Origin of the sequence: Methyloversatilis sp. RAC08, assembly GCF_001713355.1 — a bacterium.
In the GTDB taxonomy this organism is placed as follows: Bacteria; Pseudomonadota; Gammaproteobacteria; order Burkholderiales; family Rhodocyclaceae; genus Methyloversatilis.
In genome coordinates this window covers 845,215-866,034 of sequence record NZ_CP016448.1, presented here as the reverse complement: position 1 = coordinate 866,034, position 20,820 = coordinate 845,215, and the positions used below count along the sequence as shown (strand labels likewise).

Sequence of the window (20,820 nt, the reverse complement as noted above, 5' to 3'; positions counted from 1 at the left end):
ATGCCCAACAGCAACGGGTCACCCCGCCTCGGTAGTCGCTGCGCGGAGTTTTCCGAGCGGAGCCAGGTCGTAGCCGCCCAGCCGGGCGGCGAGGTCGGTGCTGTCGGCGCTGGCCAGTTCGGCCAGCAACTGCTGCAGTAATGCGCGGAAGTACAGCGTGCGCGGCATGACGAGGTCGAGCGCCTCGCGGCCGAGCGACAGGAAGGGCAGGCCGAATTCACCGGCGGCGGCGCGCGTGCCCGGGGCGCAATCGCCGGCGCCGCTGGCCACCATGAAAGCGGCTTCGCGTTCGGTGGCGGCGGACTGCGTCAGTGGCGGCAGCGCAAGACCGGCGGCCGTGCAGGCCTGCACGAAGAAGTGCTGCGATCCGGCGCCGCTGCCGCGCTGGATGAGGGTCGGCTGGCGGGCGAGCAGATCGGCGAGCGTGGCGACCGGGGCGCTTGTGCGCGACAGCATCACCCCCTGTTCGCGCAGCGCGAGCTGCACTGTGACCCAGCCGGAACTGCCGGTGTATTCGCGCAGCAGCAGCGCATGCCGGCGCGTCGCGTGCTGCGCGTCGCCCCAGTGGATCGGACAGGCGTTGGCGCGCCGCTGGGCGAGCAGCGCCAGCCCCTTGCGCGTGCCGCACGGGCTGTAGGCGATCAGCGTGCCGTCCTCGGCGCGCTGGGCCAGTCGTGCGATGCTGTGCGCCAGCCACGGGTCGTCGCTGCCGGCGATCAGCAGGCGGTCGGCCAGCACGCCGCCGTGCGTCGATTCGAGCAGCCAGTCGTCGAGCAGCGCGCGCGGGAACAGCCACTTTCCGGTCACCTTGGTGGCCGGAACGCCGCCCTCCTGGATCATCGCGTACAGCGTCTTTTCGTTCAGGTGCAGATAGGCGGCCGCTTCGCGCGCCGTGAGATAGGGCGACGCCTCGCCTGGCTGATCTTCGTCGGCCGACACCGTCAGATCAGGCCTTCGAACGGAATGACATTCACTGCATCGCCGACGGCGACGTTGCCGCAGTCGTCACCGAGCACGATGATGCAGTTGGCGTCGCACATCGAACGCAGGATGCCCGAGCCCTGGGCGCCGGTGACCGCGACATGCCAAAGCCCGTCGCGCAGTTCGAGGATGCCGCGCTGGTATTCGGTGCGGCCCGGCTGCTTCTTCATCGCCGTATCGCTGAGCGCGGCGAAATGGATGGGCGCGCTGACGGGTGACACGCCCATCAGCTTGAGCAGCGCGTCGCGCGCGAAGAAGTGGAAGGTGACCATGGTGGCCACCGGATTGCCAGGCAGGCCGAACAGCAGCGTGCTGCGCGCACCTTTACCCAGCGTGCCGAAAGCCATCGGCCGCCCGGGCTTCATGGCGATCTTCCAGAACGTGACTTCACCCAGACTGGCGAGGATTTCGCGCACGAAATCCGCCTCGCCGACCGACACGCCGCCGCTGGTGATGATCGCATCCACCTCGCCGACGGCCGCTTCGAGCGCGGCCGACAGCGCCTCGCGCGTGTCGCGGGCGACGCCCAGATCGACCACTTCGCAGCCCAGCCGCGTCAGCATGCCGGTCAGCGTGTAGCGGTTGCTGTCGTAGATGCCGCCTTCGCGCGCCGGGTCACCGATCGACATCACTTCGTCGCCGGTGGACAGCACGCCGACCCGTACGCGCCGGCGCACGGTCAGTTCGGGGATGCCAAGCGACGCGGCCAGCCCGATGTCGGCCGGGCGCAGCAGCCGGCCGACACGCAGTGCGGGCTCGCCCGCGTGCAGGTCTTCGCCGGCACGGCGGCGGTGCTGGCCGGCTTTCTGGCCCGGCGGCACGATGACCGTGCTGCCGTCGAGGCGCGCAGTTTCCTGGATGACGATGGTGTCGGCACCGGCCGGCATGACGGCACCGGTCATGATGCGCACTGCCTGCCCGGCGGCGACTTCGCCCGCCCAGCCATGTCCGGCGAACGCCTGACCGACGATGGCCAGCCGCGTGTCGCCGTCGGCCGACAGGTCGGCGTGGCGCACGGCGTAGCCGTCCATCGCCGAGTTGTCGTGCGGCGGCACGCTGACCGGTGAAATGACGTCGGCGGCCAGCACGCGGCCGAGCGCGTCGCGCAGCGGCACGCGTTGCGTCCCGGCGACCGGCGAACAGGCGGCAAGGATGTGGGCGCGGGCGTCCGCGACCGGGGTGAAGCGATCTGTCATGGCGTGTCGGGGCGCACGGAAAGTGCGGCCAGTTCGTTCAGCGTATTGATGTTGGCGAAGGCATCGGGCTGGTCGTCGAAGCTGACTTCAACCACCTTCAATGCCGAATACCAGAGATCGACCTTGCGCCCGCCGCCGTCGAGAAAATCGGTCAGGCCGGGCAGGACGTGGCGCCGCACCAGGCTGAACACCGGATGCGACTGTTCGCCGGTGCGCGCGACCGCGAGGTCGGCGCCTTCGCGCTCCAGTGCTTCATGCAGGCGGGCGACCAGATCGAGCGGCAGGAAGGGCGAGTCGCACGGGCTGGTGACCAGCAGCGGTGTGCGGCAGGCGTTCAGGCCGGCATGCAGGCCCGCCAGCGGGCCTGCATAGCCGGTGATGACGTCGGGCACGACCGGGTGGCCGAAGGCGGCGTAGCGCTCGATGTTCTGGTTGGCGTTGACGATCAGTGCATCGACCTGTGGCGCGAAGCGGCGGATGACCTGCGCCACCATGGGTTCGCCGCGGAATTCCTGCAGCCCCTTGTCGATGCCGCCCATGCGACGGCCGAGCCCGCCGGCCAGCACCAGTCCGGTGATGCCCGCGTTCATGTGGCCGCTCCGTCGCGAAGGAAGCGATCCATGCCGGTCAGCAGCAGATAGTGCTTGCCCTGTGAGCGGCCGATCATCGTGATGCCGACCTGGCGTGCGATGTCATAACCCATCTGCGTGAGGCCCGAGCGCGACACCAGGAAAGGGATGCCCATCTGCGCCGCCTTGATGACCATTTCCGAAGTCAGCCGTCCGGTGGTGTAGAAAATCTTGTCGCCGCCGTCAACGCCATCCAGCCACATGTGACCGGCGATGGCATCGACGGCATTGTGACGACCGACATCCTCGACGAAGTACAGCAACTCGGCGCCGCGGAACAGCGCACAACCGTGCACCGCGCCGGCCTGCTTGTAGATGGTTTCGTGCGTGCGCACGACGTCAAGCATGGCATACAGCGCGCTTTCGGTCAGGCGGGCGTCGGCCGGCAGGCGGATCTTCTCGATGTCTTCCATCAGGTCGCCGAACACCGTGCCCTGGCCGCAGCCGGTGGTCACCGTGCGGGTGGCCATGCGCGCGTCGAGATCGGCCACGCCATGACGCGTGGTGATGGCGGCGGCATTGACTTCCCAGTCCACCTGCACCGACACGATGTCGTCGATCGACGCCAGCATGCGCTGGTTGCGCAGCCAGCCGATCACCAGCGCCTCCGGCGCGCCGCCGAGCGTCATCAGCGTCACCAGTTCGCGCTTGTCCAGATACAACGTCAGCGCATGTTCGCCGGCGATGGCGGTCGGTACCGTTTCGCCACGCTCGTTGATGGCCGGGATTTCGATCGTGGCAGGGCGGGCGGCGTCGGTCAGCAAGGGTCTTTGCATGAGGCGGCTGGCCACGAGAGGTTTGGGCACTTCAGCCACCGATGTAGGACATTTCGATCTTGCGCCGGGCGGCCGTGTCGGCGGTGCGGATTTCGGAATAACGATCGCCTCGCGCCTGCCAGATCGCGCCGATGGCCGACGCGATGTCCGCGTCGCTGCGACCGGCGCGCAGCAGCGCGCGCAGGTCGTGGCCTTCGGTGGCGAACAGGCAGGTGTAGATCTTTCCTTCTGTCGACAGCCTGATCCGCGTGCAGCTCGAACAGAAGGCCTGGGTGACCGAAGAAATGACACCGATCTCGCCGCTGCCATCGACATGGCGCCAGCGCTGGGCGACTTCTCCGGGGTAATTCGCACCGATCGGCTCCAGCGGCATGTCGGCGTGGATGCGCGCGATGACCTCGGCACTCGGCAGCACTTCGTCCATCTTCCAGCCGTTGCTGGAGCCGACGTCCATGAATTCGATGAAGCGCACGATGTGGCCGCTGTCCTTGAAGTGGCGCGCCATGGGCACGATGGCATGGTCATTGGTGCCGCGCTTGACCACCATGTTCACCTTGATCGGCGTGAGTCCGGCTGCATGCGCGGCATCGATGCCTTCGAGCACCTGGCTGACCGGAAAGTCGACGTCGTTCATGCGACGGAAGGTGTCGTCGTCCATCGCGTCGAGGCTGACGGTCACGCGTGTCAGCCCGGCATCGCGCAGTGCGCGTGCCTTCTGCGGCAGCAGGGTGCCGTTGGTGGTGAGCGTGATTTCGACCGGCAGCCGCGCCAGGCGCTCGATCAGCTGTTCGATGTTCTTGCGCAGCAGCGGCTCGCCACCGGTGATGCGCAGCTTGTTTACACCATGCGCCACGAACAGCGAGGCGATGCGTTCGATCTCTTCGAAACTCAACAGTTCGGCGCGGGCCAGATACGGGTAGTCCTTGTCGAACACGCTTTTCGGCATGCAATAGACGCAGCGGAAATTGCAGCGGTCGGTGACCGAAATGCGCAGGTCGCGTACCGCGCGGCCGCGCGTGTCGTCCAGCCGGCCGGTGGCCGGTATCGGGTGGTCGGGCACGACCGCCGCGGTGCGCGCGGCGGTACGGGTGTCCAGCAGATGTATGATCTTTTCGCTCATGGGCAGCGCGGCGTGAAGTTCGGGGTCGCGAACCCGTTCGACAGGAAGGCAGGAAAAAGATTGTGCATGGCGAGAGGATGGAACACGGTCCGGTCACGCTCAGGCTGGCAGTGATTATGGAGCTCAGGGTGCTGCACAACAAGTGGACCGACCATGTGTGGGAGGCCCGTGCGCTCCAGCCCGAAGGCCCGGAAAGCCCTGCTGCGCCTGTGGTTTTCTCGAAATCGGCTGCGGCGACGCAGTGGATGTTCCCACCGCTCGACTTCACGCTCTACACCGACGAAGCCGACAACTACTTGCTCAACGTGACGGCGGCCGAGCCGCGCATCTTCGTCATGTGGCGGCCCGACGAAGACGCCGACCCGCCGGTGCGGCCGATGCAGCTCAGTGCCAGCTACGGAGAGGCGGCACGCTGGATGGATTCCGGCGAGAAGGTGGACGGATTGCCGATGCCGGCCGACATTCGCGACTGGATCGAAGCCTTTGCCCGGCGCTTCCAGAAGGCGCCCGAGCCGCGCAGGCAGAAGCGTTTTGCGCGCACCGGCGACGGCAATACCCACTACGGGGGCGGCGGTCATGGCCGATGATCCAGTGCGTGGCTTTCTCGGTCGCTGGTCGCGGCTCAAGCAGGCTGCGGCAGAATCTGCGGCGGCCGACCCCGTGCCTGTCGTGGTGCCCGCCGCCGACGCCACCGCGCCGAACGACGAACCCGACGCGCCATTGCCGTCCGTCGATTCGCTCGACTTCGACTCCGACTTCCGCGGCTTTCTGAGCGACAAGGTGGACGAAGGCGTCAAGCGCGCGGCGCTGAAGAAGCTCTTCCACACCGGCCCCTTCAACACCATGGACGGGCTGGACGTCTACATCGAAGACTTCAGCGTGTTCGAGCCGCTGCCGGCGTCGATGGTCGCCCAACTTGCGCATGCGCGGGAAACGCTGTCGCCGACGCTGCCAGCCGACTGGTTCGAGCCGGAGGTCGATGCCGAACGTGCGGCCGAATCGGCTTCGGAATCGACGGCCGAACTAATTGAACCGGAACGGTTGCCTGACGCCCCGCCCGAGTCGAAGGCGCTTCGTGAAGCGCCTGACGAAGCCGAGCCCGAGCTCAAGTCTTTTCCTTTCTTGGACGCTGACGCGCTGCCCGGCTCACCCGATGAGCTGACCCTGCCTGCCCCGGCGGAAAGTCGTTCGCGGTCGGAATAGGTCATTTCTTTCGTCGTCCCTTTGGCACAAAGCCTGCAAAAGCTTTGCCGGAGGAGCGATAAACAATGAATAACGCCGACAAGGCGATCCACCTGTGCAGTTGCAACGGCACGGTGTCATTCGACATCACACGCCTGACCGATGCGCTTGCGCTCGATGCGCCGCTCGACGTCGGAGAGCAGCTGTGCCGGCGCGATGCGCACACGTTTGCCCAACTGCTCGGCCGGGCACCGGAAGCCATCGTCGGCTGTACGCAGGAGTCGGCACTGCTGCGCGAACTGGCTGACGACGCGGGCAGCGCGTCCGGCGTGACCTTCATCAATCTGCGTGACATCGCCGGACGCAGCGCACGTGGCGCGGACGTTCAGCCCGCGCTGGCGGCGCAGCTCGCGATGGCGCGTCTTGCCGAACCGGCACCGGTGCCGGCCGTGAGTTACGAATCCGCCGGCCAGCTGCTGATCATCGGCCCGGCCGGCGCCGCGCTGGGCTGGGCGCAGCGCGCGCAGCAGCAGTACGGCGAGCGCCTCGCGATCAATGTGCTCATCACCGCCAACGACCGCAGCGAGTTGCCGGTGCGCCGCGACTATCCGGTGGCCAGCGGCCGCAACGTGTCGGTCGCCGGCTGGCTCGGCGCCTTCGAAGTGAGCTGGCAGCGCGCCAACGCGATCGACCTCGACGCCTGTGTGCGCTGCAATGCCTGCATCGACGCCTGTCCGGAGGGCGCCATCGGCTACGACTATCAGGTTGACGCTGCGCGCTGCACCGGTCATCGGGCCTGCGCGAGCGCCTGCCGCGACATCGGTGCCATCGATTTCGCCGCCATCGGCGCGCCGCGCAGTGAAACCTACGATCTGGTGCTCGACCTGTCCGAGCCGGCGCTGCTCCGCATTCCGCACCCGCCGCAAGGCTATTTGTCACCCGGGCGCGATCCGCTCGAGCAGTCGCTGGCACTGCAGCAGATCGCCTCCCTGGTCGGTGAATTCGAAAAGCCGAAATTCTTCACCTACAAGCCGTCGATCTGCGCGCACAGCCGCAACAGCAAGCAGGGGTGCAACCAGTGCATCGATGTCTGTTCGACCTCGGCCATCCGCGCCGATGGCGACGGTGTATTCGTCGAGCCGCATCTGTGCATGGGGTGCGGTGCGTGTGCGACAGTTTGTCCCACTGGCGCCATGCGCTACGCCTACCCGTCCGCAAGCGATGTTGCACTGCGCATCAAGACGGCACTGAAGGCCTGGCGCGCAACCGGTGGCCACGCACCGCGCATTCTGTTTCACGGTGAAACGCGGGGCGAAGAGCTGATTGCGCTGGCTGGACGTCATCGCGGCCTGCCGGCCGATGTACTGCCGTTGGCCGTGCACGACGTCGCGTCGGTCGGCCTGGAACTGATGTTCGCGGCGCTGTCCTACGGCGCTGCACAATGCGTCATTCTGTCGCAAGGCGACCAGCCGGACGCCTACGCCGCTGCGACTGCAGCACAGATCGGCATCGGTCGCAGCGTGCTTGCGGCGCTGGGCTACCCCGCGTCGGCACTGGTGGCCGTCACGGCAGATGACGCGGCGACGCTGACGCATGCGCTGGGCGCACATCCTGCAGCCGGCGTGTCCTGTCCGCCGGCATCCTTTGCGTTGCCGGCCGAAAAGCGCGGCGCACTCGAGTTCTGTCTCGAACACCTGGTGCGCCACTCGCCGGTGAAGGCAGACGTCATCGCGCTGCCGGCTGGCGCCCCTTTTGGTGCGGTGAACATCGACCAGGCAGCCTGCACGCTGTGCATGAGCTGTGTCGGCGCCTGTCCGGCGTCGGCGCTGATGGATGGCGGCGAGCGGCCGGCGTTGCGCTTTCTCGAACGCAACTGCGTGCAGTGCGGCCTGTGCGTGAATACCTGCCCCGAAAACGCGCTGTCGCTCGAACCGCGTCTGCTGATCGGTGACGCGGCGCGACGCGAGCGCGTACTGAACGAAGCCGAACCCTTCCACTGCATCCGCTGCAGCGCGCCCTTCGGCACGAAGCAGATGATTGATGCGATGACCGGCAAGCTGGCCGCGCACTCGATGTTCGCCGGCGGCGATGCGTTGCGCCGGCTGCAGATGTGCGCCGATTGCCGCGTGATCGACATGATGCAGAGCCCCGGTCGCGAAACTTCGGTGTTCGATCTATGACCACCGAAACGCAACGTCGCCCGATGGCTTTCGTCCGCGAGCCGGCCAGCGACGAAGACATGGCGCGCGCCAACCACTACGCGCTGATTTCCCGACTGTTTCACGCGGCACCCGACGGGACGCTGCTGGACACGCTCGCCGCCTCGGGTGACTGGCCGGTCGATGGCGATGCGCCCTCGGCGGAAGCCATGCTGATGGCGCGCGCGTGGAACGCACTGTGCGCCGCGTCGTCGGCGATGGACGCCGCTGCGGCACAGGACGAATTCGATGCGCTGTTCGGCGGTGTCGGCCGTCCGCAGGTCGTGCCGTTTGCATCCTTCCATCTCGCCGGGTTCGTCAACGAAAAGCCGCTGGCCAGACTGCGCGATGACCTTGCTGCGCTCGGCTTGCAGAGAGCCGCAGGGGAATCCGATCCGGAAGACCACATTGCGGCGCTGGCCGACGTGATGCGCCTGTTGCTGACCGACACGACGCGCAGCGAAGCGGACCGCGCTGCCGCGCAGGACCGCTTTTTCGCGACCCACATCGAGCCCTGGTACGGCGCACTGATCGATGCGCTGGACGCCGCACCCGAAGCGAATTTCTACCGGCGCGCCGGCCAGTACCTGCGCTGCTTTCTCGACATCGAGAATGCGGCGCGGCAGATCGAGGCCTGACGCCATGCCCGAACGACACACGCCATGCACACCCCGCAGTGACCACGACAGGAGGACTTCACGATGACTGACAAGGACAACCTCAAGGCCAACCTCAAGCGCAGGCATTTCCTGCTGACCGCAGGTATCGGTGGCGTGGGTGCTGCAGCCGCCGTGGTGGCGGTGCGCTCGACCGGTGAAGCGGAGCCAGCGACCGACCTCACGGCAAAGAACGATAAGGGCGGCTATCGCATGACCGAGCACATCGCCAACTACTACCGTACCGCACGCGTCTGACCGGAGGAGACCGACCATGACCCTGACCCGCAAATCCGCCAGCGCCCCGCGCGGCAGTTCGCGCCTCGCGCGCGCCGTGTCGGCTGCCGCGCCGCGCACGATGGACCGGCGCACCTTTCTGAAGCGCTCCGGTATGACAGCCGGTGCCGGCGCGTTCGCGTCGGCACTGCCGTTCTCGATGGTCGAACGCGCGCAGGCCGCCGATGCGCCGGCGGCCGGTGGCAAGGTCGAGATCAAGCGCACGATCTGTACCCACTGTTCGGTCGGCTGCGCCATCGATGCCGAAGTCGTGAATGGCGTGTGGGTCGGGCAGGAGCCGGTGTTCGACAGCCCGATCAATATGGGGGCGAACTGCGCCAAGGGCGCGTCGATCCGCGAGCACGGACACGGTGAGCACCGCCTGCGCTACCCGATGAAGCTGGTCGATGGCAAATGGGTACGGATGTCGTGGGACGACGCACTGACCGAACTGTCTGCGCGGCTGCTCAAGCTGCGCGAAGAGAGCGGCCCGGACAGCGTGTACTGGATAGGCTCGTCGAAGCACAACAACGAGCAGGCCTACATGATGCGCAAGTTCGTGTCGATGTGGGGCACCAACAACTGCGACCACCAGGCGCGCATCTGCCACTCGACCACGGTGGCCGGCGTGGCCAACACGTGGGGGTATGGTGCGATGACCAACTCCTACAACGACATGCAGAATTCGAAGGCCATCCTTTTCATGGGATCGAATGCCGCCGAGGCGCACCCGGTGTCGCTGCTGCACATCCTGCATGCGAAGGAGAACGGCGCGAAGATCATCGTCGCCGACCCGCGTTTCACCCGCACGGCGGCCAAGGCCGACCACTTTGTGCGCATCCGGTCCGGCTCCGACATCGCGATCCTGTACGGCGTGATGCGCCACATCTTCGAAAACGGCTGGGAGGACAAGCAGTACATCGAAGACCGCGTGTACGGCATGGACAAGATCCGCGATGAGGCGATGAAGTGGACCGCCGACAAGGTCGAGGAAGTCAGCGGCGTGCCGGACGAGCAGGTGAAGCTGATGGCCGAAACGATGGCGAAGAACAAGCCGTCGACTGTCGTGTGGTGCATGGGCCAGACCCAGCACACGACCGGCAACGCCATCGTGCGCATGATGTGCAACCTGCAGCTCGCCCTCGGCAATGTTGGCGTATCGGGCGGCGGCACCAACATCTTCCGCGGCCATGACAACGTGCAGGGCGCGACCGACGTCGGCCCGAACCCGGATTCGCTGCCTGGCTACTATGGCATTGCGACCGGTTCGTGGAAGCACTGGGCGAACGTGTGGGGCGTCGATTACGAGTGGCTGAAGGGGCGCTTCGCGTCGCAGGCGCTGATGGAGAAGTCGGGTATCACGGTTTCGCGCTGGATCGATGGCGTGACCGAGAAGAACGAATTCATCGACCAGGACCCGAACCTGCGTGCCGTGGTGTTCTGGGGCCATGCGCCGAATTCGCAGACGCGCGGCAAGGACATGCTGGAGGCCATGAAGGCGCTCGATACGCTGGTAGTCATCGACCCGTATCCGTCGGCCACTGCGGCGATGGCGGCCAGCGGCCGCAAGGACGGCGTGTACCTGCTGCCGGCGGCGACGCAGTTCGAGTGCGTCGGGTCATGCACCGCGTCGAACCGTTCGATCCAGTGGCGCGAAAAGGTGATCGAGCCGCTGTGGGAATCGAAGCCAGACCACACCATCATGTATCTGTTCGCGCAGAAATTCGGTTTCGCCGAAGAGTTCACGAAGAACGTGAAGGTGACGAACAACGAACCCAGCGTCGAAGACATCCTGCGCGAAATCAACCGCGGCACCTGGACCATCGGCTACAGCGGCCAGTCGCCCGAGCGCCTGAAGGCACACATGCGCAACATGCAGGTGTTCGATCCGAAGACGCTGCGCGCCAAGGGCGGCATCGACAAGGAAACCGGCTACCAGCTCGACGGCGAGTACTTCGGGCTGCCGTGGCCGTGCTACGGCACGCCGGAAATGAAGCATCCCGGTACGCCCAATCTTTACGACACGTCGAAGCACGTGATGGACGGCGGCGGCAACTTCCGCGCCAATTTCGGCGTCGAGAAGGACGGCGTGAGCCTGCTCGCCAACGATGGCTCTGCATCGAAAGGAGCCGATCTGCAGTTCGGCTACCCGGAATTCGACCACGTGCTGCTGAAGAAGCTTGGCTGGTGGGACGAGCTGACCGACGACGAGAAGAAGAAGGCGGAAGGCAAGAACTGGAAGACCGACTCGTCCGGCGGCATCATCCGCGTCGCGATGAAGGAACACGGCTGCCATCCGTTCGGCAACGCCAAGGCGCGCGCCGTGGTGTGGAATTTCCCGGACGCCGTTCCGTTGCATCGCGAACCGTTGTTCTCGCCCCGTGCCGACCTGGTCGCAAAGTACCCGACGCACGACGACAAGAAGGCCTTCTGGCGGCTGCCCACGCTCTACAAGAGCGTGCAGGACCAGTTCGCCAACGTCGGCAAGGATTACCCGCTGATCATGACCTCCGGCCGACTGGTCGAGTACGAGGGCGGCGGCGACGAGACGCGATCCAACCCCTGGCTGGCCGAACTGCAGCAGGACATGTTCGTAGAGATCAACCCGCGTGCTGCCAATGATCGCGGCATCCGCGACAAGGACATGGTGTGGGTGAGGTCGCCGACCGGGGCGCAGATCAGGGTGATGGCGATGGTGACCGAACGGGTCGGCGCCGACACGGTGTTCCTGCCGTTCCACTTCGCCGGCCACTGGATGGGCAAGGACCTGATCGACAGCTATCCGGAAGGTGCGGCCCCGGTGGTACGCGGCGAGGCCGTGAATACTGCGACCACCTACGGCTACGACTCGGTGACGATGATGCAGGAAACCAAGACCACGGTCTGCCAGATCGTCAAGGCCTGAGACGCGCGACGCAACCCACGCGGCGCCCGCCGGATCGGGCCGGCCGCGGAGAACGGAGGACAACATGGCAAGAATGAAATTCATCTGTGACGCAGAGCGCTGCATCGAGTGCAATGGCTGCGTCACCGCGTGCAAGAACGAACACGAGGTGCCCTGGGGTGTGAATCGGCGGCGCGTCGTGACCATCAACGACGGCGTGCCGGGTGAGCGTTCGATGTCGGTCGCCTGCATGCATTGTTCCGACGCACCCTGCATGGCGGTGTGTCCGGTCGACTGCTTCTACCGCACCGACGAGGGTGTCGTGCTGCACGACAAGGATCTGTGCATCGGTTGCGGCTACTGCTTCTACGCCTGTCCGTTCGGCGCACCGCAGTTTCCGCAGGCCGGTGCTTTCGGCCTGCGCGGCAAGATGGATAAATGCACCTTCTGCGCCGGCGGCCCGGAAAAGAATGCGTCGGAGGACGAATTCCGCAAATACGGTCGCAACCGTCTGGCCGAAGGCAAGCTGCCGCTGTGCGCCGAAGTCTGTTCGACGAAAGCGCTGCTCGGTGGCGACGCCGACGTGCTGGCCGACATCTATCGCCAGCGTGTCACCACGCGCGGCAAGGGCGCCGACATCTGGGGCTGGTCGACCGCCTACGGCAAGCCGGACGCACCGGCTCAGCAACCTGATTCGGGGGGGAAATCATGAGGCGACTGACTGGAATTGCCTGTGTCATCGCCGTTGCGGCGACGCTGGTCGGCTGTGGCGAGCACGAACAGGTGGTGGTCTACAAGCAGGGCCAGTACCAGGGCAAGCCCGACACGAAGCCGTGGGACAACGAATCGTTCGCGGGTGACCGCGCGCAGTGGGAAGCCACCATCAAGGCGCGCAACCAGAGCCAGAACGAATACCGCCGCATCAACGGTTAGGAGGCTGCGATGACCGATCATTTCTCATGGCTCGTCCGCCTGCTTTGCTGCATCGGTGCGCTGCTGGTGCTGCCAATTCAGCCGACACTGGCGGCCGGCGCGGCCGACCAGGCGAACAGCCAGCAGTTTCAGCCGCTGAACAACGCACCGGTTTGGCGCGAAGTGCGCTCGGGCGACGCTCACTACACGACTGTCAAAGGGGTCGAGACCGGTGTGCTGATCCAGTCGGGTGGCCAGACCTGGCGCGCGCTGCGCAACGGGCCGGTGATGTTGTACGGCGGCATCGCCTTCTGTGCGATGTTGATACTGCTGGCGGTGTTCTTCAAGCTGAGAGGGCCGATCATGCTGTCCGGCGCGAAGACCGGCCGTCTGATTCATCGCTTCAATACGCTGGAACGCGCATCGCACTGGGCGATGGCGATTTCGTTCTGCGTGCTCGCGGTCAGTGGTCTGGTGATGCTGTTCGGCAAGCATGTTCTGCTGCCGGTATTCGGCTACTCGTTGTTTGCCACCGTGGCCGTGGTGTGCAAGAACGCTCACAACTTCATCGGACCGCTTTTCATCCTGTCTGTGGCCGTCTTCATCGTGCTGTTCATCAAGGACAACATATGGCAGTCGATCGACGCATTGTGGATACGCAAGGCGGGTGGCTTGCTGACCGGTGAGCATGTGCCGTCGCATCGCTTCAACTTCGGTGAGAAGACCTGGTTCTGGCTCGGAGTGGTCGGCTTGTCGACGATTGTCGGGGTCAGTGGCCTGGTGCTGAATTTCCCGAACTTCGAACAGGGGCGCTGGGTGATGCAGACCGCCAACATCGTGCACCTGATCGGGTCACTGGTCGTGATGACGTTGTCGCTTGCGCATATCTATATTGGCAGCATCGGCATGGAAAGCGCGCTCGATGGCATGAAGACCGGCTACGTCGATGAAACCTGGGCCAGGGAACACCATGAGCTCTGGTACGACGAGGCGATCAAGACTCAACCCGCGACACAGTCGGCCGCCGGCATGCCTGTCACGGCCCGCGTCTGAACGGAGGACTACGCATATGAACAGGATATGGGTGTTGATGCTCGGAGCTCTGCTGACCACCGGTGCGCTGGCCAAGCTGCCGGAGATGACGGAAGAGCAGAAGGCCGCCGCGGCCGAGAAGAAGGCGAAGGCGGCTGAAGGCGACAAGAAGGCAGCCGAATTGCTGGCCGCCTCGCAGGATGCGGTGGCGGGAAAGTACATCGAGCGGATGAAGGCGCAGGGCGTCACGGTGATGCCGACACCGATTGCTCCGCCGGCGCCTCCCGCCGCTGCGCCGGTACCGGCGCCAGCCGCCAAATAACCTATCTCGCTGAAACGACAAAGGCACCGCAAGGTGCCTTTGTCGTTGTGATCGCTGTGGCCCCGGAACCGCAGGAACAGCCAATCAGCCGCCGAAGCGGTAACGCACTCCGACCCAGCCGGCACGAGGGGCTCCCGGCGCATAGAAGGTTTCATCGCGCCAGTTGTTGTCGTCCGGATCGAAACTGTTGTTCGGGCCTACAAAGGGGTTTTCGCCAATCTGGCCGGCGGTGAAGTAGTGCTTGTCGAATACGTTGTTCATGCGGGCGAAGGCGGACCACCCGGCACCGAGCTGGGCGGTCGCCACCAGATTGACCACGCTGAAGCCGGCCGTCTTGCCGCCTTCGTCATGCCGGTTGTTTTCGTTGCCGCGCACATACACGCCTGAGTGCGTCACGATGTCGGAACCGAGCGTCAGCCATTGCGTCGGGCGCCAATCCAGCCCCACCTTGAAACTGTGCTCGGCGATGCCCGGAATGCGGTCACCGGACGTGATGCGGATGTTGTCCGCGCCGCACGATGCGTCCTGCGCCGAGTTCTCCGGTGACACGACGCACTCGCCCGAGCGATAGGTTGCATCCACCCAGGTGTAGCCGGCGCGCCAGGCCATCTGGCCGTACTCGCCCCCCATGCCCAGTTCGACGCCGTGGCGCTGCGTCTTGCCGAAGTTCTTGAAGTAGCCCTGACCGACGGTGTTGCTCGACACGAACAGGATGTCGTCCCGGCTCACCGAACCGAAAGCGGCGGCGTTCCAGCGGATCGGACCTGCGACGCCGCGGATGCCGAATTCGATGCCGCGGGTGACCACCTGGTCGAGTCGTGGATCGGCCTGCATCGCGTTGGGCAGCTTGCATGGCTCGTTCGGATCCGAACAGCCCAGTTCGATCGGACTGGGCGCGCGATTTCCCTGCTGCGCGTTGGCGTAGATCGTGACCGCCGGGGTCAGCGCATAGGTGGCGCCGATCGCCGGATTGATCTTGCTGTAGGTGTAGTCGCTGTTCAGGCTGGAGGTGGCATCAAGCTGGTCGGTCGTCTTCACGCTGGTGTGGTTGTAGCGCGCCGACATCGACACGGCAGCTTCTGGCACCGGCTTCCAGGTACCTGTGGCGAACAGGCTCCAGGTCTGCGTGCGGCCACGGAGCTTGGGATCGGGATCCTCTTCCGTATCGGTCGGGTTCACCGAGCGGTCGGGATTGAAGTCGCCCTCCTGTTCGGTCTGCTGGAAGCGCGTACGGCTGTGGTCATACGTCGTACCGACCGCCAGCTGACGGTCTTCAAGAATCTTTGCCCACTGGGCACTGAACCCGTAGCCCAGCTGGCGTGTGCGCGTTCGGTTGAGCACGCCTTCCGGGTCACCCGGGGCGGCGAATTCGTCATTGGCATCGCCGTTGAGCGTGCGGACGTTGTTCGAGCGTAGATAGACCGTGCCCGACAGTTTGTGCACATCGTCGAGCCAGTAGCCGCCGTTCAGCGACAGCATGGTCATCCGGTTGCGGGTGTTGTCGGGCGATGTGAAGATCGATTTGCGCCGCTGTTCGTAGAACGAAAGTGGCGTCAGGCCGTTGCCGATCAGATCGCTGTTGGCGTGGGTGAGGTTCAGGTCGAGCTCGTGTTTCGCTGAACGATGCGAAATCTTGCCGAAGAACTGGTTCACGTCTGACGGTGAAGAATCGCGCCAGCCGTCTTCCTTGAAGCGCGTGGCGGTGAAGTACCAGCCCAGTTCGCCGTTGTTGCCGCCATGTTCGGCGGTGACAGCGTGGCGTCCAAAGCTGCCGGTGTAAGCTTCCAGCCCGGTGCGGGCGTGGCTGAAACCGTCCTTTGTGCGGATCGCCAGCGCGCCGCCAAGCGTATTCAGGCCGAACAGCGGGTTCGAACCCGGTATCAAGTCCATCGATGCGATCGCGTTGCGGGGGATCAGGTCCCAATTCACCACGTCGCCGAAAGGCTCGTTGATCCGCACCCCGTCTTGGTACACAGACAGACCTTGCGGTGTGCCGAGCAATGGGCTGGCCGTAAAGCCACGGTAATTCACGTCGGCCTGGTAAGGGTTGCCCTGGATTTCATTGACGTTGACGCTCTGCAGCTGGCTGCCAAGCAGTTCCGGCAATCCGGCTGCCCCGGTGTCGCGCAGCCGATCCCTACGAATTGATTGGACGTTCGACGGTACCTCGTCCTTCGGCCGGTCGAGCCCCGGAATCGGCGACGTGCCCACGACTTCGACGGTCGGGGCAACGGATCGATCTTCCGCTGCAATCGTGAGTGAAGTGCCGAGCAGACCGGCAATGGCTATCGCTAGCGGCGACAGACGCAGTCGGGCTGCGCCGTTATGTGTGTTCAACTAACATCTCCTCGGGTTGCGTCGCGCGCCACTCTGCGAGGCGCTGCGTCGGCTGTCGCAGGGCGCGACCGCAGCGGACGATAGCGAACGCCCTTGGGGAAAGATCGGGAAAAATTCCCGACATCGGGAGTTTTTCCCGATGGTTAGCGAACGAAGTTCAGTCCTGCTTTGGCCCGAGTGGAGGCACAATCCCTAATCGAAGCGCGAGATGAACAAGTGCCGCCGATGTCCCGACTCCGAGCTTCTCCTTGATGAGAGCCTGGTAGTTGGCGACCGTCTTTTGGCTCAGGTTGAGCATCGTGGCGCACTCGGCGGCCGACAGACCCTGCGCGAGGAGCCGGAATACTTCGAACTCACGCGGCGACAGGTCATTGATGATGGAACGTTCGGTATCGGGCGAACGAAGTTCAAACGCCCTTTTGACGTCGGTGCTCAGATAGCGCTCACCTCGTGCAACGTGGCGAACGGCCTCTAGCAGCACTTCCGGCGCGCTGCGTTTGCTGATGAAACCGCTGGCCCCGCTCTGCATCGCTTTCTCGACGACCACCGCTTCATCGTGGACGCTGAACACCAACACCCTGGCACCCGCATCACGAGCCCTGATGCGGCGTATCAGGTCGATGCCGCTCGAACCGGGCAGCGAGAGGTCGGTCACCGTCACCTTGGGTGAATGTGCCGTGTAGGCGAGATAGCCCGAATCGGCGTCCTCCGCTTCTGCGACGACGTGAATGTCTCGACCCGTTTCAAGCAAGCGAGCATAGCCTGAGCGAACGATAGGGTGGTCGTCGACAAGCAGTACTTCAATCATGGCCTGTGACCTTATGGAATTCGATGGCGTGAGCTCGTGCCGGGTGTCGAAAGCTGCAACTCACCATGACACCGCCCAGCGAGCTCTTGTCTATTTTCAACGCTCCACCAAGCATGGACGCGCGCTCGCCCATGCCGAGCCAACCCAGACCGGGGCGTACCTTCGCTGCGTCATACCCGCTACCGTCGTCTTCGATAACAAGTTCGACCATATCGGTTTCGGCATGATGACCGAGGAAGATCCGGACATGGCTGGCATTGGTGTGCTTCATGACGTTGGAAAGAGATTCCTGGATGATGCGAAAAACTGCGATGTTGGCGTCTTCGCCGAGATCATCGAGGTGCCCACGTGGAAGCAGGGCGCAGTTTATCGTCGAACGTTCTTCCCATGATTCGCACAGCGACTGCACCGCTCCAAGCAGCCCGAGGCTGTCCAGACTTGCCGGACGCAGTTCGTAGAGCAACCCCCGCACCGTCTGGTACAGATCGTCCGCTGATTCCGCAATACGGTCAGCCGCGCGCTTCTCCGCCGATGGATTCTCCAGGTGGTCGCGCAAAAAAACCGCGTCGATGCGGATCGCGTTGCAGCACTGTCCGAAATGGTCATGAAGTTCATGCGCAAAGCGCCGTCGCTCGGCCTCCTGCAGACCGATCAATGCCTGGGCCAGATCGCGGTTGCGGGCGGCAAGCCTTTTCAACCGTCGTTCAGCGGCAATGCGTGACGCGAGCTCATGCCGCGCATCACGCCACCGCATGGCTGAAAAAAGCGTCAGGGCAACCGTCAGGCCGAGCAATGCAATGAACAATTCGTCCGCCTGGACGACTTCGTACCGTATGAGCAGCCCATGGAAGCGTTCGTAAAGCTCTGCTTGCGAGCTTGCAACGAATGTAACGGCGGCCGTGGCCACGATGAGCGCAAGCTCGATCTGGTGCCTGTGCTTTCTGATGTAGGTTCTTTTCATTCGCCTATATATACGGGTGTGTATCTAGGTGGTCGTACATTCGCATGTGTTCCAAGACGACTCGTGTGGCTCCACCGGAGCGCTTGCGGATGCCCCCGGTTCCGCAGTCGAGTGCAAATCTATCAGACGGGGTTGACGTTCCTGATTTGAGCAGTCATAATCTTTTTCTCTCGAACGCGGGGTGGAGCAGTCTGGCAGCTCGTCGGGCTCATAACCCGAAGGTCACAGGTTCAAATCCTGTCCCCGCAACCACCGATTAATTGGTGGCGAAAACGAGATAAGAAGTTACCGCAGAGTCGAAATTGTGTTACAGTCTCATTTCTGTGCTGCACGAAATTGCAGCGAAGCTCTTTAAAAACACAAACAGCCGATAGGTGTGGGCACGGCATGGTTGTAACGGCGTGTAGATGTCGTTTCGGGGAGACCTGGGGCGATGGAAATACGCATGACAACTAAATTGAAGTGCTCATACGAATCAAAGGTTTTAAGCGAAAGCTTATACCTGTGAATTCTGTTGAGTTTTGGGAATTAAACTGAAGAGTTTGATCCTGGCTCAGATTGAACGCTGGCGGAATGCTTTACACATGCAAGTCGAGCGGCAGCACGGGGGCAACCCTGGTGGCGAGCGGCGAACGGGTGAGTAACACATCGGAACATACCCAGTCGTGGGGGATAACACTTCGAAAGAAGTGCTAATACCGCATACGTCCTGAGGGAGAAAGCGGGGGATCTTCGGACCTCGCGCGATTGGAGTGGCCGATGTCAGATTAGCTAGTTGGTGGGGTAAAGGCCTACCAAGGCGACGATCTGTAGCTGGTCTGAGAGGACGACCAGCCACACTGGGACTGAGACACGGCCCAGACTCCTACGGGAGGCAGCAGTGGGGAATTTTGGACAATGGGGGCAACCCTGATCCAGCCATTCCGCGTGAGTGAAGAAGGCCTTCGGGTTGTAAAGCTCTTTCGGCAGGAACGAAACGGCGCGCTCTAACATAGCGCGTTAATGACGGTACCTGAAGAAGAAGCACCGGCTAACTACGTGCCAGCAGCCGCGGTAATACGTAGGGTGCGAGCGTTAATCGGAATTACTGGGCGTAAAGCGTGCGCAGGCGGTTGTGTAAGACAGGTGTGAAATCCCCGGGCTTAACCTGGGAACTGCGCTTGTGACTGCACGGCTAGAGTATGGCAGAGGGGGGTGGAATTCCACGTGTAGCAGTGAAATGCGTAGAGATGTGGAGGAACACCGATGGCGAAGGCAGCCCCCTGGGCCAATACTGACGCTCATGCACGAAAGCGTGGGGAGCAAACAGGATTAGATACCCTGGTAGTCCACGCCCTAAACGATGTCGACTAGGTGTTCGGTGAGGAGACTCATTGAGTACCGCAGCTAACGCGTGAAGTCGACCGCCTGGGGAGTACGGTCGCAAGATTAAAACTCAAAGGAATTGACGGGGACCCGCACAAGCGGTGGATGATGTGGATTAATTCGATGCAACGCGAAAAACCTTACCTACCCTTGACATGTACGGAACCCTGCTGAGAGGTGGGGGTGCTCGAAAGAGAGCCGTAACACAGGTGCTGCATGGCTGTCGTCAGCTCGTGTCGTGAGATGTTGGGTTAAGTCCCGCAACGAGCGCAACCCTTGTCATTAGTTGCTACGCAAGAGCACTCTAATGAGACTGCCGGTGACAAACCGGAGGAAGGTGGGGATGACGTCAAGTCCTCATGGCCCTTATGGGTAGGGCTTCACACGTCATACAATGGTCGGTACAGAGGGTTGCCAAGCCGCGAGGTGGAGCCAATCCCAGAAAGCCGATCGTAGTCCGGATCGCAGTCTGCAACTCGACTGCGTGAAGTCGGAATCGCTAGTAATCGCGGATCAGCATGCCGCGGTGAATACGTTCCCGGGTCTTGTACACACCGCCCGTCACACCATGGGAGTGGGTTTCACCAGAAGAGGCTAGCCTAACCGCAAGGGGGGCGGTCGCCACGGTGAGATTCATGACTGGGGTGAAGTCGTAACAAGGTAGCCGTATCGGAAGGTGCGGCTGGATCACCTCCTTTCTAGAGTCACAATCGTGTCGTGTCCACAACCTATCGGCTGTTTCAAGCAACAAGGGCAAGGAGCTCGGGCAAGTTACGGTAAATCGTGATGAGTTCGCAGTGTGAGCACCCGACCCTGGGATTACCGGGTCTGTAGCTCAGCTGGTTAGAGCACCGTCTTGATAAGGCGGGGGTCGTTGGTTCGAACCCAACCAGACCCACCAGATTGCCTGCAGAAGTACTGCGCGGTAATGGGGGATTAGCTCAGCTGGGAGAGCACCTGCTTTGCAAGCAGGGGGTCGTCGGTTCGATCCCGTCATCCTCCACCACAAACTGGTTGTTCAGACGGTTACCGGGTGGTCAGTGTCTGCTGTTGCTTGATGTGCATTTGAGTGTGAGGCGTGGAATGTAGAAATACTGTCCAGACCTCACCCGCAAGGGTGCATGGAATCTTGATCTTTAAAAATTTGGAAGAAGTAAAGGGATGTCGGCGTTTCAACCGCGTCGG

The 20,820-nt window shown here is 63.4% G+C and carries 18 protein-coding genes, 3 tRNA genes and 1 rRNA gene; 14 read left to right on the top strand and 8 right to left on the bottom strand.

The features are described from left to right. Nucleotides 1-18: 18 nt before the first annotated feature. The 5 genes from BSY238_RS03935 to moaA are packed head-to-tail and all read right to left on the bottom strand — an operon-like array spanning nt 19 to nt 4,702. Entirely contained in the window at nt 19-939 is a 921-nt protein-coding gene (locus BSY238_RS03935) for a helix-turn-helix transcriptional regulator (RefSeq protein ID WP_069037993.1), read from the bottom strand. 2 nt (nt 940-941) lie between these two features. Further along, nucleotides 942-2,177, bottom strand: coding sequence for a molybdopterin molybdotransferase MoeA (gene moeA, locus BSY238_RS03930; protein ID WP_069037992.1), 1,236 nt, complete (start codon nt 2,175-2,177; stop codon nt 942-944). Beyond that, on the bottom strand, nt 2,174-2,767 hold the full coding sequence (mobA, locus tag BSY238_RS03925; protein ID WP_069037991.1) for a molybdenum cofactor guanylyltransferase MobA: 594 nt from the start codon (nt 2,765-2,767) through the stop codon (nt 2,174-2,176). Before mobA ends, moeA begins: the two co-directional genes overlap by 4 nt. Then, nucleotides 2,764-3,582: a formate dehydrogenase accessory sulfurtransferase FdhD gene (locus BSY238_RS03920; RefSeq protein WP_069040434.1), complete on the bottom strand. Its 819-nt coding sequence runs from the start codon at nt 3,580-3,582 to the stop codon at nt 2,764-2,766. Before BSY238_RS03920 ends, mobA begins: the two co-directional genes overlap by 4 nt. A 31-nt stretch (nt 3,583-3,613) precedes the next feature. Next, nucleotides 3,614-4,702, bottom strand: coding sequence for a GTP 3',8-cyclase MoaA (gene moaA / locus BSY238_RS03915; RefSeq protein WP_069037990.1), 1,089 nt, complete (start codon nt 4,700-4,702; stop codon nt 3,614-3,616). Nucleotides 4,703-4,779: 77 nt separating this feature from the next. Here moaA and BSY238_RS03910 point away from each other — a divergent pair, with 77 nt between their 5' ends. The 10 genes from BSY238_RS03910 (at nt 4,780) to BSY238_RS03865 (ending at nt 14,164) form a co-directional block, all read left to right on the top strand. Further along, entirely contained in the window at nt 4,780-5,289 is a 510-nt protein-coding gene (locus BSY238_RS03910) for a DUF3305 domain-containing protein (RefSeq protein ID WP_223300259.1), read from the top strand. Further along, nucleotides 5,279-5,905, top strand: coding sequence for a DUF3306 domain-containing protein (locus BSY238_RS03905; protein WP_069037989.1), 627 nt, complete (start codon nt 5,279-5,281; stop codon nt 5,903-5,905). The genes BSY238_RS03910 and BSY238_RS03905 overlap by 11 nt, the downstream gene beginning before the upstream one ends. A gap of 65 nt (nt 5,906-5,970) precedes the next feature. Continuing rightward, nucleotides 5,971-8,064 (top strand): 4Fe-4S binding protein, encoded by a 2,094-nt coding sequence (locus BSY238_RS03900; RefSeq protein WP_069037988.1) that lies wholly within the window; start codon nt 5,971-5,973, stop codon nt 8,062-8,064. Then, nucleotides 8,061-8,720, top strand: coding sequence for a TorD/DmsD family molecular chaperone (locus tag BSY238_RS03895; protein ID WP_069037987.1), 660 nt, complete (start codon nt 8,061-8,063; stop codon nt 8,718-8,720). The genes BSY238_RS03900 and BSY238_RS03895 overlap by 4 nt, the downstream gene beginning before the upstream one ends. 63 nt (nt 8,721-8,783) lie before the next feature. Beyond that, nucleotides 8,784-8,996: a formate dehydrogenase gene (locus BSY238_RS03890; RefSeq protein WP_069037986.1), complete on the top strand. Its 213-nt coding sequence runs from the start codon at nt 8,784-8,786 to the stop codon at nt 8,994-8,996. A 16-nt stretch (nt 8,997-9,012) separates the two neighbouring features. After that, the gene (locus tag BSY238_RS03885; protein WP_069037985.1) at nt 9,013-11,919 is read left to right on the top strand and encodes a formate dehydrogenase subunit alpha; all 2,907 of its coding nucleotides are present in this window, start codon (nt 9,013-9,015) and stop codon (nt 11,917-11,919) included. A 64-nt stretch (nt 11,920-11,983) separates the two neighbouring features. Beyond that, complete coding sequence (gene fdh3B, locus BSY238_RS03880; protein ID WP_069037984.1) at nt 11,984-12,610, top strand: formate dehydrogenase FDH3 subunit beta; 627 nt, start codon at nt 11,984-11,986, stop codon at nt 12,608-12,610. Beyond that, nucleotides 12,607-12,831: a hypothetical protein gene (locus tag BSY238_RS03875; RefSeq protein ID WP_069037983.1), complete on the top strand. Its 225-nt coding sequence runs from the start codon at nt 12,607-12,609 to the stop codon at nt 12,829-12,831. Before fdh3B ends, BSY238_RS03875 begins: the two co-directional genes overlap by 4 nt. A gap of 9 nt (nt 12,832-12,840) precedes the next feature. Next, nucleotides 12,841-13,863, top strand: a complete 1,023-nt coding sequence (locus BSY238_RS03870; protein ID WP_083223911.1) for a formate dehydrogenase subunit gamma — start codon at nt 12,841-12,843, stop codon at nt 13,861-13,863. Between the two features lie 16 nt (nt 13,864-13,879). Continuing rightward, the gene (locus tag BSY238_RS03865; RefSeq protein WP_069037982.1) at nt 13,880-14,164 is read left to right on the top strand and encodes a formate dehydrogenase; all 285 of its coding nucleotides are present in this window, start codon (nt 13,880-13,882) and stop codon (nt 14,162-14,164) included. 84 nt (nt 14,165-14,248) lie between these two features. On the opposite strand, the gene BSY238_RS03860 is transcribed toward BSY238_RS03865, so the two are convergent. The 3 genes from BSY238_RS03860 to BSY238_RS03850 form a co-directional block, all read right to left on the bottom strand. Continuing rightward, nucleotides 14,249-16,501, bottom strand: a complete 2,253-nt coding sequence (locus BSY238_RS03860; protein ID WP_069037981.1) for a TonB-dependent receptor — start codon at nt 16,499-16,501, stop codon at nt 14,249-14,251. A gap of 157 nt (nt 16,502-16,658) precedes the next feature. Beyond that, a complete protein-coding gene (locus BSY238_RS03855) occupies nt 16,659-17,309 on the bottom strand; it encodes a response regulator (RefSeq protein ID WP_069037980.1) in 651 nt (216 codons plus the stop codon). Beyond that, nucleotides 17,302-18,270, bottom strand: a complete 969-nt coding sequence (locus BSY238_RS03850) for a sensor histidine kinase (protein WP_069037979.1) — start codon at nt 18,268-18,270, stop codon at nt 17,302-17,304. The genes BSY238_RS03855 and BSY238_RS03850 overlap by 8 nt, the downstream gene beginning before the upstream one ends. A gap of 175 nt (nt 18,271-18,445) precedes the next feature. Between BSY238_RS03850 and BSY238_RS03845 the strand changes: the two genes are divergently transcribed. The 4 genes from BSY238_RS03845 (at nt 18,446) to BSY238_RS03830 (ending at nt 20,641) form a co-directional block, all read left to right on the top strand. After that, nucleotides 18,446-18,522, top strand: a tRNA-Met gene (locus BSY238_RS03845). 278 nt (nt 18,523-18,800) lie between these two features. Continuing rightward, nucleotides 18,801-20,333: ribosomal RNA gene (locus BSY238_RS03840) — 16S ribosomal RNA — on the top strand. Between the two features lie 126 nt (nt 20,334-20,459). Further along, nucleotides 20,460-20,536: transfer RNA gene (locus BSY238_RS03835), tRNA-Ile, on the top strand. A 29-nt stretch (nt 20,537-20,565) separates the two neighbouring features. Then, a tRNA-Ala gene (locus BSY238_RS03830) sits at nt 20,566-20,641 on the top strand. Nucleotides 20,642-20,820: the final 179 nt, after the last annotated feature.